Raw genomic sequence first — 13,900 nt, 5'->3', positions numbered from 1 at the left:
AATGAAAAGAATTTATTCTATTTTTATTCTTGTTGTTATGAATTTTTTTGCTTTCGGACAGGAAACGATTACTTCTGCAACAGCTATGACTTCTGCGGCAGAAGGTAATTTATATAAAGCTACCGACGACGGACAAATCTATTTCGGATTAAGAAATGGTTTGCTTTGCCAAATAAATCCTTTTTTTTCTGCGAGTATATTTTCTGGAAGCGGAACGTTGGCTGATCCCTACCGTTTGGCACAAATGGGCGCCACCAACGGCAAAGTATTATCTTGGAATAATACGACAAATATATGGTCGCCCTCTACAGATGCGGCTACAAGCAATTGGTTTTTGGCAGGAAATACGCTTGATTCTAATGCAAACAGTTTCTTAGGAACTAAAAATAATATCCGATTGCAGTTGCGTTCTAACAATACACCTATGCTGGAAGTGGGTACAAGACAAACATTAGGATTGTATAATTCCTCCAATACGGCATTATATCCCTACAACCAGAGTGAAGCATCCTTAATGTATATTCGCGGCACAAACGGAAATTCGGCTTTACAATTTGAAGCAAATGGAGCAAGCTATTACAAGCCGGTGTTTTATACTGATGGTAATGGAAATTTCATCATGAGAGGCTCTGCGGCATCTAGTGATTTCTTTGAATTGGGAAGTGGTGGTTCATTGAATAATGGAAGTTTTAATTTTTTGGTTGGTGATGATGGAAATGAGCCTTTTGTTTTTTCTAAATTTAATTATACTTCATTGTCTTATGTAGAAATGATGAGAGTACAGGGTACAGGGCTAAATAATAGTGTTAGGATTGGAATTAATATGAACGGGACTGTTCCTAATTCTACATTACAGGTTTCAGGGTCGATTTCCCTCCCGATTGTGATCACTTCTTCAGCATTTGTATTGACTGAAAAAGACTTTACTGTGATTTTAGGAGGTAATCACAACATTACTTTACCTAATGCGAGTGAATGTACAGGAAGAATGTATATTATCAAAAATCCTACATCAAGTACTCCCTCAATATCAAACTATAAAGATATTATGGGAGCAGATATTAATAAAATTGCGGCTAATTCAGTCATATGGATTAAAAGTATAAACAACGTCTGGGAACAAATAAAATAATCAGCTGTTTGGTATTTTCAAATGTTTAAATAAATTTATTGCCAGTCTCAAAATGGAGAAACCGGCAATAAATTTTATTTTAAAATAAGCAATTAGTCTGTTCTGAAATTTATTTTTTTAACAATATCTTTAGTGTATGATTTCTTTATTTTGGTAGTTTCAAATGACTTTATAAGGCCATTTCCGCAAGCATCGGAAACATATTTATTGAAAATTAACGAATATTTATTCTCAGTCCATGGTTTATCGGGAACAAAATACCATTCCGTGTCTTCTGATCCGGGTAAAAGTTTTCCTTCAACAATTATATCGGTCTTGTATATGTTTATAGAAATTCCACCAAGGATGGAATAAAGGTCCATAGGTTTATCAAAAACAATTTTTAGTTTTTCCCGGGTATTTTTCTTGGGTGGATTAATACTATCTCGCAGAATTTCTGGACAGCTCGCTGTCGGCTCAATAATTTCAAATTCTTTTGTAAAAGGTTTTACTTTCGAGTTTATATATAATGTTTTTACTTTGTCAGTCACCTCCAAATAATATTTTTTTCCTACGTAGAAAACGTCGCCTAAATTATCATAATACGAAATCCCGCTTTTTACTCTTCCGGGGTGAATCATCAACATTAAAATCTTATCATTGATCCATCTGCCTTTATTAAGCCAGACGTGAGGTATCATTTGTTTATTTTCGTCATATAAATTCACATACCTGAAAGCAGATTCATCTTCCATCATTGGATCAGAAAACTCGATGTAAAAAGTCAGTATATTTTTGGGAATTTTATTACTTCTTGGAAAAGCTTCTTTTATTGAGATCTCGTTGCTGATGTTAAAATTAACAGGTGGAGTTTTATATAAACTTTTTACAGTATCATTTTTATAATAAAAGTGAGCATTAAATGAAAGTCCATCTCCCAATTCAAATTGAGGCCCAAAAAATAGGGTGTCTTGTACTTTGTAATGAGTTCCCAGAAGTGGCGTTTGAGATTCTTTTCCCTCTTGAATCATAAAAACTTTTAATAAGTCTGAGGACTGTTTGTCATTTTCATGAACAGGAAAAGCTTTAAACAAAGGCTTATTCGGCTTTTTTGTATCAATGTAGATTTGTTGTGAACAACTTAAATTATACAAAAAGATGAAAAAAAGTATAAACAAATGCTTTAGATTACCTATTGTTATTTCTTTCATAGACTAAAAGTTAATATTAAAAGAATCATGTGCGAACTTTTGATCCGCACATAAATTCAGATTTATTTATTAAATTACTTTTTAATGAAAGATTTAGAATCCAGATCTATCCCTTTATTACTGATCTTTAGCAAATAATTTCCTGCCTGTAGATCTGAAATTGAGATTTTCTTATTGTTTGAATCAATTGAGTGTTTTTTGATTAACTTTCCATCATAGCTGAAAACTGTAGCTTCTATATTTTTATAAACCTTATCATTGTAGGAAATATTTAAAACATCGGATGCTGGATTTGGGGAAATCTCAAATTTGCTATTTTTATTATTTTGTTCATCAACATTTAAAGCTGCTGTACAAACACTAAGTTTTGCTAATGTTTGAAAATCTGCAGTTAAAGTGAGGAGTTCACAAGGCGAGTAGTAAGCCATCGAAGAGAAATTACCTGGGAAACTCGTCATTTCTTCTGTAGTCAGGCTGGGGTTGATAGTCCCCCAAAAATCTCTCAGTTCAACAGCGTTACTGTTATAAGTATTATTGGTAAATGGGGTTCCGTCAAGAAATTTCTTTCCGATTCTATAGATTGTGTTATTAGACCCGTTATTGTGCAGATCTAATAGATATGCATCGGTTCCATTGTTGATGGCGATTGTTTTTACCGAGTAATCAGAGACAACATTAAATGATTCTCGTACTGTAAACAGACCTGAATTGTTTGTTAATGAAGACACCGTTTCAGAAAAACCAGGTGCACAGGTTGTTGTACCGCATAAATATTCAATATTATTAATTTTTATATAATTAAGTGTCTCTAGCGGAGCATTGGTGATATATGTATTTCCCCAATTGGATTTAAATATTGTGGTTGACCTTTTCGTAATCGTGGCATTATGGGTAAAAGGCGCTGATATATAACCTAATTCGCCATTTAAAGTATTATGATTACTTGATACAAAAAGTTTATTACCACCCCAGGTTATATCCTGGAAAGCACAATTTGCACTGGTGAAGTTTAAGGTACAATAAGGCATTGTATTAAAATTCAGTGCGGTAATTGTATTTCCTGCATTGGTAAGCTTCACAAAATAGGGTGTCGTACTTACCATAGCCATTACATAGACGGCATTGGTAATCGGGTTTACCTCAACATTTTTTATTGAAGTAATGGTCTGTCCAATTGCAGCTCCGATTCTTGTTTTTACATTGGTAGACGTAGTTAAAATAGTATTTGCCGCTTTATCCGCTGGATTACTGTCATTTATATCAACAATAAATACCTTACCGCTGGCATTATTTGTTGCAACTAACGCAACACTGCTTCCGTCACTAATAAGTTTAAAATTTGTAATTGTTCCGGAAGTAATCATGGTTCCTGTCTGAGGAGATACCATTAAAGAGTTTTGGGCAAAGCAGAACGCAGATGCCAGAAGAAGAACGAGTAGATTTTTTTTCATGCTTGTATTATTTAAAGAGTTAATATTATTTCATAAAAAATCTTTTTTGGTTTATTGTGTTATTTATATTTGACAGATTAATTAATATATTGCTAAGAAAAGTTTGTTTTGTTGTAAAATATTTAATTAATTATTATTTAATTTAAATTTTAAGTAACGATTATAGTAAATATTTTAAATTAATCTAAATGAAATGCTGTGAAATTATATGCGTAGCATTGCATTTGTGTATCTAAATTTTTCTAAGAAGTAAGATAATAAGTTACAAGAAACAAAAAAGCATCTTTTTCCAGATGCTTGTGTTTTTTAATATTGTTAAAATATTTTAAACTTCGTCGTCAGAATCGATTGTGAAAGATCTGCTTTTGAAGTCTTTGTCGTGCTTTTCTGATATTACATCTTCGCCTTTTTCGTTAATGATGAAATCTGTGGATTCATTAAACATCTCCTGAAAACTTTTAAAATCTTCTTTGTAAAGATAGATTTTGTGCTTCTCGAATGTAGCTTCTCCATTCTCCCCGAAGTTCTTTTTACTTTCGGTAATCGTAAGATAATAATCTCCTGCTTTCGTCTCGCGCACATCAAAGAAATAAGTTCTTCTCCCTGCTTTTAACACCTTAGTGAAAATTTCATTTTCATGGCGTTCCTTGTATTCACTCATTGTTAGATATTTTTTAATCTTGTTAGGAACAAATATAAAAGTTTTCTTTTAATCACAAAATTTTTTTTATGATTTATTTAACATTTGTGAATGAATGAGCTATGCAGTTACGGAATTGCTAATTTCTGTGAGGTTGAGAATCTTATCTGCTCTTTGAGCGCTAGACTCTCTGTGTGTGATGATTATAGATGTGGCATTATGAATTTTTCTATCTATATTTTCCAGTATATTCTGTTCGGTTTCTGTGTCTAATGCAGAAAGTGAATCATCAAAAATGATAATATTCGGATCTTTAATCAATGCCCTTGCGATACAGATTCTTTGCTTCTGGCCTCCCGAAAGCATTACACCACGTTCGCCTACCATCGTTTTGTACTGATCTTTAAATTCCACGATATTCTTATCTACATCAGCAATTTTTGCATATTCAACAACTTTTTGGTGTGTAGGATGATCAATGGCAAAGCCAATATTATTTTCAATAGAATCGGAGAAAAGATAACTTTCCTGAGGAATATATCCTATATAGTTTCTGTAATTGTCTAAATTATGTTCCTTTAAATTTTTTCCGTCAACTAAAATTTCTCCTTCTGTGGGATCAATAAGTCTGCAAAGCAATAATGCAATCGTTGATTTACCACTTCCTGTTTTACCCATGATCGCAAGAGATTCTCCGGCTTTTACTGTAAAACTGAGATTTTCCAGCGCTTTAATTCCCGTATTTGGATAAACGTAAGATACATTTCTAAATTCAATATTTCCTTTAATAGGATAATTTTCGAAATTTTTGTTAATGATTTCAGATTTCTTATCCATAAATTCATTGATCCTTTGCATGGAGGCTTCTGCACGCTGATTCACTGAAGTTACCCATCCTACCATTGAGAAAGGAAATATCAGCGTATTGATGTACAAAAAAAAATCTGCAATTTTCCCGATGCTTAGCTCCCCTGCAATATACTTTTGACCGCCAATCCAGATGATGGCTACATTAAGAAGTCCGATGACAAAAAGGATGATGGTGAAAAAATAAGCTTCCGTTTTGGCAAGATCAAGCGCTTTATCCTGATAATCGGTAACTTTTACACCGTAATTTTTTTCAATATATTTTTCGCGGGCAAAGAATTTTACCACCCGGATTCCCGAAAAACTGTCCTGTACAAAAGTGGAAATTGCAGATTGGCTTTTCTGCATGATTTTCGACTTTTTGTTAATAATAGAACTTACCTTATAAATAGCATACGACAAAATAGGAAGAGGAAGTAATGTCCATAAAGTCATCGAAACATCCGTTTTGAGCATGTAAATGGCTGTGATAACAACAAGAACCAACAAATTGGCCACATACATCACCCCCGGACCCAGATACATTCTCACCGCAACAACATCTTCGCTTAACCTGTTCATGAGATCACCGATCGTTGTTTGTTTGTAATCTGTTAAGGATAAATCCTGGTAATGTCTGTAGATTTTGTTTTTCAGCTCATATTCAATTCTTCTTGAAGCAACAATAATGGTCTGCCGCATCATGAACGTGAAAAATCCGGTGAGTAGTGAGCATCCTACAATAATTGCAACATAAACTAAAACCTGTTTGTTAAAGCCGAGGTTCCCGTTTCTTGTAAGCTCATCCACTGATTTTCCTACAAACTGTACTTTATATATATTAAAGAAATTACTGGCAATGATAAATAATACCCCCCAAAATAATAATATCTTGTGCTTCCAGAAATAAGGGTTTAGAGTTTTTAGCGCTTTCATAAACTTTTACAAATTTACAAAAATGTCATCACACTGCGAATTTCATAAAGTTTAAATTTTGTATCTTTGCACCCATAAAAAGCTCTTTGAATGTTAGGAAGACGACAAATCCGTGAAAAAGTAGTACAGACTGTGTATTCATATTACCAGAATCCTGTAAAGTTTGATGTGTTAGAGAAAAATATGTTTGCCGGAATAGAGAAAATCTATTATCTCTATATTTATGAGTTAAACTTTCTGGTTGCTCTTAAAGAACTGGCAGAACATCAGATAGAAATCGGTAAGAATAAATATATTAAGACCGATGCTAATACTAATCCTAACCAAAAATTCATCAACAATCAGGTTCTTATAAAACTGGAAGAAAATCCTGAAAGGCTTTTCTTCACCGGTCAGCATAAACAATTAAAATGGGATATGCATGACGATCTTCTGGTAAAAACTTTTCAAAGAATGACGGCGGGAAAACGTTATCAGGATTTTATGAAAGAAGAAGGATATTCTTTCGAGGCAGATCAGAAATTTATCGGGAAACTTTTCTTACGATACATTGCTGAAAATGATGATTTTCATGATTATCTTGAAGACAAAGAACTTTCATGGTATGATGATATTCACATTGCTAACTCAATGGTACAGAAAACGATCGGATTTCTGAAAGAAGATGAAGAAAGCAGAACTTTAATTAAAATGATTAAAGATGATGAAGATAAAACTTTTGCCATTAAGCTTTTAAGAAATACATTAGACAGTTGGGAAAACAATGAAAAGAAACTTGGAGAAAGACTTGAAAACTGGGATCTGGAAAGAGTTTCATTAATGGATAAAGTGATCTTATCAACTGCTATTGCGGAGCTTGATAATTTTCCTTTTACGCCTTCCAGAGTGATCATCAATGAATACATCGAGATCGCAAAAGTATTCGCTACAGACCGTTCCAATATTTTCATCAACGGGATCTTAGATAAATACTGCAAAGATTTAAATAGAATATAAATATTTCAATATGAAAAAGACGTTATCAATTATCGCTTTATCAGTAATAGGCTTTGGCTTGGTTTCTTGTAAAAAAGAAAACAAAGAAACAGCAAATACAGAAACTGCTGTAAGTTCAGATTCTGCTTCAACTGGAACTGTAACTCCTGCAGCGGGAGACTCTGCTGTCGCTCCAGTATCATCCGAAGCTGCTGCACCGGCATCCAACCAGCCAATGACTACCGTTGCTCTTTCGGAAAGCAACTTTGACTTCGGAAAAATCAAAAAAGGAGATAAAGTAGAGCACGTATACGAAATTACAAACACAGGAAGCAATCCTTTAGTAATTTCAGAAGTAAAACCGGGTTGTGGATGTACAGCTCCTGACTTTACAAAAGAACCGATTATGCCGGGTAAAAAAGGAAAAATCACTCTACATTTCGACTCTACAAATTTTGACGGAAACGTAAATAAATATGCAGATGTTTTTGCGAATGTGGAAAAAGCGCCTATCAAATTAACATTCACTGCGAATATTCAACCATAACATCATGAATTTATTATCAATTTTTTTACAGGCACCCGCTCAGGGAGGAAACTCTTCCATGATGCTGATCATGATGGGAGCGATGTTTGTAGGGTTTTATTTTTTAATGATAAGACCACAAATGAAAAAGCAGAAGCAGGAGAAAAACTTTCAGGAAACCCTTAAAGTGGGAACAAGAGTAGTGCTTACTTCAGGTCTTCATGGAAGAATTGCACAGGTTCAGGATGATGGTTTCATCATCGAAACTTTATCAGGAAAACTGAAATTTGAAAAAGCAGCTGTTTCAAGAGAATTTACAGAAGCTCGTTTCGGCGAAAAAGCGAAAGCTGCAGAAAAAACAGCTGAGAAAAAAGAAATCGAAACTGAGAAAAAATAATTTTCAGATTTATAATATTCCGTTTCGGCGGGGTGAGCAAAGCTCACCCCGCCGAAACTTTTTATAAGATAGATATATACAAAGATTTCATCTCCTATAATAACCAAGTTGTGCTTATTTGTGTGAAAGATTCGCGAAATTAGTGTTTAAACAAATATCTTTGCCACATGAATAAAAACACAAGTAAGACCGTTCTCATTCTCGGTGCCAATTCAGACGTTGCCAAACAATGTATGCTGCAATATGTTCAGAAAGATTTCTCTGTTATTGCAGCTTCCAGGAATACGCTTTCCTTAGAAAATTTCGTTCAGGAAAATAACCTGTATTCAAAAGTTTCAGTATTGCATTTTGATGCTGTAGATTTTAATTCACATCAGAAATTCTATGACGAACTTCCCGTAAAACCTCATATTGTTGTGTATGCCGCAGGATTTTTAGTTGAAAATAAAAAAGCATTAACAGATTTCAAAGGAGTGCAACAGATGATAATGGTCAATTATATGGGAGCTGTTTCTATTCTCAATATTATTGCAACAGATGAAACCAATAAGAATTTAGAAAGAATCATCGGATTATCATCACTTTCAGGCGTTCGCGGAAGGAAAAGTAATTTTGTATATGGAAGCACAAAGGCCGCTTTTACCACCTATTTAGCGGGTTTAAGACAAGAACTGGCTCCGAGAAATATTAAAGTTAATGCTTTAGTAATCGGTTATATAAGAACAAAAATTAATGAAGGTTTACAGTTAAACGAATCTTTAATGATGGAACCGGATTACGTCGCAAAATTCATTGTCAACGCAGGGAATTCCTTTACCATTGTTCCGAACTTTAAATGGAAAATGATTTATTGGATTTTAAAAGTACTGCCGGAAAGTCTGGTGGCAAAGTTGCCTTAATTATTCACTTTTAACAATGACACTTGGAAAGCCTAATTTATTCATTAAATCATTATAGTTTTCCATCAGAATGCTACTGCTACCGTAATGAGAAATTTTTAATTGATTTTCACTGTCTTCAACAGAAAAAGAATTTCCGCTATTACCAAATTCATTTTCCATGAATTTGTACTGCATCACATTATTAATGTAATCCATCAAGCCAGCTTTTTAAGAAGTTGATAAAACAATATTTTTTTTTGCCTCTTCATTTTGTACAATTGATCCTGTACTATCTCTAACTCCACAATCGACTCTGTATCTGGTGTAAACCAATTTAGTTTGTTCTTTTTCAGAATAAACTTTAATTATTTCATTATGACCTCCCCATTCTCCACAATCAGCAAATCTGGATTTTATAAATATAGTGTCCTTATAACTTAAAATATTATCAAAAGAGTAATTTATATTTGAGCTTTTAGAACAACTTATGAGAAGAATTAGTAATAAAATAGCAAAGCCGTTTTTCATAGTAAAAGTTTATTTAAAAATAACCAATTACTCCAAGCCCTGCAACCTCTCCAGCGCCTTCATCATATCAATTCCTTTACCCAGAACAGGTTTAAACAAATCACCTTTATCTTTTATCCTGTCCAAAGCATTATGAATATTAAAATCAGTAGGTTTAAGACCCTTTTTCAATTCATTCCACTCTAAAGGCATAGAAACGGAAGCGCCTTGTTTTGGGCGTAAGCTGTAAGCACTCGCCAATGTCTGTCCCGTTCTGTTCTGAAGGTAATCAAGGTAAATTTTATTGTTATCTCTTTTCTGTAGACTTCTTTCCAGCGTGGTAATTTCCGGAAGTTTATCGTGAACCTGCTTCATCAGGATGTGTGCAAAATCTTTTACCTGGTCAAAATCATACTTGCCACCCATAGGAATATAAATGTGAATTCCCGTACTTCCGGAAGTTTTACAATACCCTTCTACTTTAATAGATTCTAAAACTTCATGAACCTGAAGAGCGGTTTCGATCACGTCATCAAAAGTATTTTTTTTGGATGGATCCAGGTCCAGCACCAGAAAATCAGGGTGATCGAGATCGGGTAGGGAAGAATTCCAGGGATTCATGTCGATGCAGCCTAAATTATTAAGATAAGCAAGCGTGGCTTTGTCATTACAATAAATATAATCAATGTATTTATCGTTCGATTCCGAATATACCTGTGTTGTCTTTATCCAATCTGGAATATTATCACTGGCATCTTTCTGATAAAAGTTCTGTTCTTCAATACCATTCGGAAAACGGTTTAATGAGAGCGGACGATTTTTTAAATGTGGCAGAATATAGTCAGCCACCGACTGATAATAGTCAATCACATCACCTTTCGTAACATCATCCTGGGGAAAATACACTTTATCCTGATTGGTCAGTTTCACCTTGTGCCTGTTCAATGTTACTTCTTTGTCATTTTCAGAAAGTTTTGCTTTTTTAGGAGTTGTGGATGCTTTCATATCTTTTGTATTTTCTTTTACTTCATGTATTTCACCTTCAGAATTCTTTACTTCTTCCGGCTCTTTGTCTTCACGGATGGCTACAAAAACCGGATGCCTGAAGATACCATCCTTTGTGATTTCAGAATATTTTATTTCGCATACCAGTTCAGGTTTTGTCCATGTTACCGGCATATTGGTTTTAGGCTTGGTCTCAAAAGGAGAACTCTTTACAATTATTTTCTTTAATCTTTCATGAAGTTCTTTAATAGATTCACGGTTAAACCCCGTTCCCGTATGTCCGGAATAGGTAAGTTTTCCGTCAATATATTTCCCCAGAATCAATGCGCCGAAACCTTCTCTTGATCCGCGGGGCTCCGTAAATCCGCAGATGATTGCTTCTTCTGTATTCGTGAACTTTATTTTAAGCCAGTCGGAAGTTCTGTGATTTTCGGTGTACTGACTGTCCGCTTTTTTAGTGATCATACCTTCCAGTTTCATCTTTTTCATTTGCTTAAAAAAGTCAATACCTTTCTCCTGAATATGATCACAATATTTAATAACGTCCGTTTCAATTAAAGCTTCCTTCAAAAGTTCCTTACGTTGAATCAGTGGTAGTTCTTCTGTAGAATGCCCGTTCAGCCAAAGGATATCAAAGACCTGATAGACAAGAGCAAGATCCGGATTATCACCGATCTGTTGAAGCAACTGAAAATTGGGTCTGCCGTTTTCGTCATACGCTACGATTTCGCCATCGAGAATCATTTTGTGTTTCTGACGGCTAAAATCTTTCGCCACTTTTTTAAACTTGGAAAGAAATGATATCCCATTGCGGGAATAAAACAAAGCTTCTTCTCTGAGATCGGCCACAGCACGATAGCCATCCCATTTTATTTCAAAAATCCAGTCTTCATCATCAAATGCTTCAGCATGGGGTTTTGCCAGCATAGGTTTGATGAAATGTTCTAATTTTTTTTCATCAACCAGATCATTAAAACGCTGAAAACGCGGTTTTGTGTCTTCAGTGGCTACTTTTTTGCGCTGGCTTTTGGGCTTTTTTTTTCCTCTAAAAATTTCGTTACCAAAGAATTCTTTGCCGTATTTTCTTCTGCATCATAATCGCTCTCTGCAAAATCATCTTTATGTTTGATCAAAAGCCATGAATTCTCTTCTGTGTTTTTCATTTTCACCAAAGCAAATTCACCCTTTAATTTTTTTCCGTGAAGAATAAATTTCAACGAGCCTGCATGAAGTTCTTTCAGCAGTTCTTTCTCATCAGAAAGTTTTGAATTCTGATCTAAAGGTTCATACGTTCCGCTGTCCCAGATTTCTACTTGTCCGGCGCCGTAATTACCTTCAGGAATATTCCCTTCAAAATCTTTATAATCATAAGGATGATCTTCCACCATCATGGCGAGACGTTTATCTTTCGGATCCAGTGACGGACCTTTCGGAACGGCCCAGCTCTTCAGCACCCCATCCATCTCAAGCCTGAAATCATAATGCAGCCTTGAAGCAGCATGCCGCTGAATTACAAAAATCAGCTTGTCTTTGCTCTTTTTGGTTTTCCCTTTGGGCTCGGTAGTTTCGTTGAACTTTCTCTTTTCGTTGTAATCTTTTAAAGCCATTATGATGCGTTTTTAGATTTTGGACTTTGTAAGCTGGCCTTTAGCTGTGCCATAAGGTCGATTACTTTACCTTCCTTAGCCGGTTCAGCTTTTTTAGCCTTAATATTTTTTCCTTTAGCTTTCTGTTTAATGATTTTCATTAAAGATTCAGAATAGGTGTCTTTATACATTTCAGGATCAAATTCCTGGGAAAGCTGTTCAATTAGGCTGATGGCCATTTTAAGCTCGGCAGGCTTGGGTGGTTTTTTAGCAGGAATCTTCAGGTCGCTATAATCTCTTATTTCCTGGGCAAATCTCAGTCGGTTCAGCACAAGAACATCATCATTATAAGGTCGGATCATTCCGATTGCCTCGCTTTCACGAAGGACAAATGTACCTACACCTACCATTTCTGTTTTTGCTAAAGCTTTCAGGAGAAGTCTATAAGCATTCTCGCCATTTTTTTGAGGTTCCAGGTAATAAGGATTTTCAAAGTAAACGGAATCTACTTCAGATTCCTTTACAAACTGGTCAATAGAAAGTATTTTAGATTTTTCCGGGCTTGCTGCCTCGTAATCTTCTTCATCAAGAATGATGTACTTATCGTCCATGAGATAACCCTTCACAATATTCTCCCATTTCACTTCTTTCCCGGTGTTTTCATTTACCCTTTTAAAGCGGATATTCGAAAAATCAGATTTATCAAGCATATCCAGATCCAGTTTGGTGGTTTCTGTTGCCGAATAAATCTTTACAGGAATATTTACTAAGCCAAAGCCAATGGCGCCGTTCCAGATTGCTTTCATTGTAATTTGATTTAGCTAAAATCTACAATGATTGTGCCGAGCGGGGAATGACTGTTTATATATGGTATTTATTATTAAAATTTTGGTATTTAAATAATTGGATTGATATAAGAACTAACTTAATTATTTGTATTTTGGTCTGAAAATAAAATATATCATGAAGACAGTTTTTACATTTTTATTTATTCTGGGACTTAATATTTTATTATCTGCTCAAAAGGTGGATTATAAAAATAATATCATCGCAGTAGATGGCAACAAAATAGGTAAGGTTGAGGTACAGAAACAAAATTTTGGCTTAACGAAAAATTTTAATCTTTATTCGATGAATGGAGAAAAATTAGTCATTGCTGTTCTGAGTACGGAATTCGAAGGCGATAAAAATGATAACACGAGTATGTATTATCGTTTTACCTTTTTGCCGACCAATCAGGTGGGAATTTTCAAATTATCCACATTAGGAATGGAAAAAGGGTTTGTGAACTTAATTGGTAAAGGTGGAATTGTGGATGGAAACGGCCTTAATGAAGGTAAAGTGACGGAACTGATCGCTTCAAAAGGTGTTTCACCAAGAACGGCTGTAAATTATACGTTGGTGTCCCGCAACAAAAGCTGGCCAATAGAATTGAAGCAGGATAAATCTATTGAACAAGGCGTAGAAAAAATAGGTTTCTTTACTTCTACAGGAAATGTTGGCGGACAAGATTCTTATGAATTTTTTATTCCAAGTGGAGTGTTGGTCGCTAAAGTAAGTTTTGCAGGAGGAAATAATGCTCAGAATTTTGAGTTTTTTTCGGCAAAAGATAACGTTCGAAGGGTGGTTGCGATTCCGCAAAAAGATAATGTAAAATTTTCGTCCTCTGTTGTAGATCCGAACTCACTTACGTTGAAAAGAATCACGGCTTGGTTGGTGCAGAATGGATATTTGTAAATTAGTTTAATATTGAAATTTATATAAAGCGAAGAATTTTCTTCGCTTTTTCTGTTTAGTAAATAAAAAAGCGGAGAAATTCCCCGCTTCT

15 protein-coding genes are annotated in these 13,900 nt (G+C 34.7%); 6 read left to right on the top strand and 9 right to left on the bottom strand.

From position 1 onward, the window contains the following. Position 1: 1 nt before the first annotated feature. A complete protein-coding gene (locus BMW64_RS03275) occupies positions 2-1,132 on the top strand; it encodes a hypothetical protein (protein WP_143052634.1) in 1,131 nt (376 codons plus the stop codon). Between the two features lie 92 nt (positions 1,133-1,224). Here BMW64_RS03275 and BMW64_RS03270 read toward each other — a convergent pair whose 3' ends face one another. From BMW64_RS03270 to BMW64_RS03255, 4 genes are all read right to left on the bottom strand, one after another. Beyond that, positions 1,225-2,142, bottom strand: a complete 918-nt coding sequence (locus tag BMW64_RS03270) for a hypothetical protein (protein ID WP_143052633.1) — start codon at positions 2,140-2,142, stop codon at positions 1,225-1,227. 254 nt (positions 2,143-2,396) lie between these two features. Beyond that, a complete protein-coding gene (locus BMW64_RS03265; RefSeq protein ID WP_089998387.1) occupies positions 2,397-3,773 on the bottom strand; it encodes a T9SS type A sorting domain-containing protein in 1,377 nt (458 codons plus the stop codon). 325 nt (positions 3,774-4,098) lie between these two features. Beyond that, complete coding sequence (locus tag BMW64_RS03260; RefSeq protein WP_027375472.1) at positions 4,099-4,434, bottom strand: DUF3276 family protein; 336 nt, start codon at positions 4,432-4,434, stop codon at positions 4,099-4,101. A 99-nt stretch (positions 4,435-4,533) separates the two neighbouring features. Further along, on the bottom strand, positions 4,534-6,195 hold the full coding sequence (locus BMW64_RS03255) for an ABC transporter ATP-binding protein (RefSeq protein WP_089998386.1): 1,662 nt from the start codon (positions 6,193-6,195) through the stop codon (positions 4,534-4,536). A 90-nt stretch (positions 6,196-6,285) separates the two neighbouring features. On the opposite strand from BMW64_RS03255, the gene BMW64_RS03250 reads away from it, so the two are divergent. The 4 genes from BMW64_RS03250 to BMW64_RS03235 all read left to right on the top strand — a co-directional run bounded on the left by BMW64_RS03250 (position 6,286) and on the right by BMW64_RS03235 (position 8,992). Further along, positions 6,286-7,191: a transcription antitermination protein NusB gene (locus BMW64_RS03250; RefSeq protein WP_089998385.1), complete on the top strand. Its 906-nt coding sequence runs from the start codon at positions 6,286-6,288 to the stop codon at positions 7,189-7,191. A 10-nt stretch (positions 7,192-7,201) separates the two neighbouring features. After that, complete coding sequence (locus BMW64_RS03245) at positions 7,202-7,717, top strand: DUF1573 domain-containing protein (RefSeq protein WP_089998384.1); 516 nt, start codon at positions 7,202-7,204, stop codon at positions 7,715-7,717. 4 nt (positions 7,718-7,721) lie between these two features. Then, positions 7,722-8,093: a preprotein translocase subunit YajC gene (yajC, locus tag BMW64_RS03240; protein ID WP_089998383.1), complete on the top strand. Its 372-nt coding sequence runs from the start codon at positions 7,722-7,724 to the stop codon at positions 8,091-8,093. Positions 8,094-8,260: 167 nt separating this feature from the next. After that, positions 8,261-8,992, top strand: coding sequence for an SDR family NAD(P)-dependent oxidoreductase (locus tag BMW64_RS03235; protein ID WP_089998382.1), 732 nt, complete (start codon positions 8,261-8,263; stop codon positions 8,990-8,992). On the opposite strand, the gene BMW64_RS03230 is transcribed toward BMW64_RS03235, so the two are convergent. From BMW64_RS03230 to ku, 5 genes are all read right to left on the bottom strand, one after another. Then, positions 8,993-9,190 carry a hypothetical protein gene (locus BMW64_RS03230; RefSeq protein WP_089998381.1) on the bottom strand — a complete coding sequence of 66 codons (198 nt, stop codon included), beginning with the start codon at positions 9,188-9,190 and terminating at the stop codon, positions 8,993-8,995. Between the two features lie 12 nt (positions 9,191-9,202). Then, positions 9,203-9,502: a hypothetical protein gene (locus BMW64_RS03225; protein WP_089998380.1), complete on the bottom strand. Its 300-nt coding sequence runs from the start codon at positions 9,500-9,502 to the stop codon at positions 9,203-9,205. Positions 9,503-9,529: 27 nt separating this feature from the next. Beyond that, a complete protein-coding gene (gene ligD / locus BMW64_RS03220) occupies positions 9,530-11,413 on the bottom strand; it encodes a DNA ligase D (protein WP_089998379.1) in 1,884 nt (627 codons plus the stop codon). An 80-nt stretch (positions 11,414-11,493) separates the two neighbouring features. Then, positions 11,494-12,093: a DNA polymerase ligase N-terminal domain-containing protein gene (locus BMW64_RS03215; RefSeq protein WP_089998378.1), complete on the bottom strand. Its 600-nt coding sequence runs from the start codon at positions 12,091-12,093 to the stop codon at positions 11,494-11,496. After that, complete coding sequence (ku, locus tag BMW64_RS03210; RefSeq protein WP_089998377.1) at positions 12,093-12,878, bottom strand: non-homologous end joining protein Ku; 786 nt, start codon at positions 12,876-12,878, stop codon at positions 12,093-12,095. The genes BMW64_RS03215 and ku overlap by 1 nt, the downstream gene beginning before the upstream one ends. A 157-nt stretch (positions 12,879-13,035) precedes the next feature. Between ku and BMW64_RS03205 the strand changes: the two genes are divergently transcribed. Then, positions 13,036-13,809, top strand: coding sequence for a hypothetical protein (locus BMW64_RS03205; RefSeq protein WP_089998376.1), 774 nt, complete (start codon positions 13,036-13,038; stop codon positions 13,807-13,809). The last annotated feature ends 91 nt before the right edge of the window (positions 13,810-13,900 follow it).

It is taken from the genome of Chryseobacterium taichungense (assembly GCF_900109935.1).
In the GTDB taxonomy this organism is placed as follows: domain Bacteria; phylum Bacteroidota; class Bacteroidia; order Flavobacteriales; family Weeksellaceae; genus Chryseobacterium; species Chryseobacterium taichungense.
The sequence above is the reverse complement of the archived record's forward strand: the minus strand, read 5'-3'. Positions and strand labels throughout refer to the sequence as shown.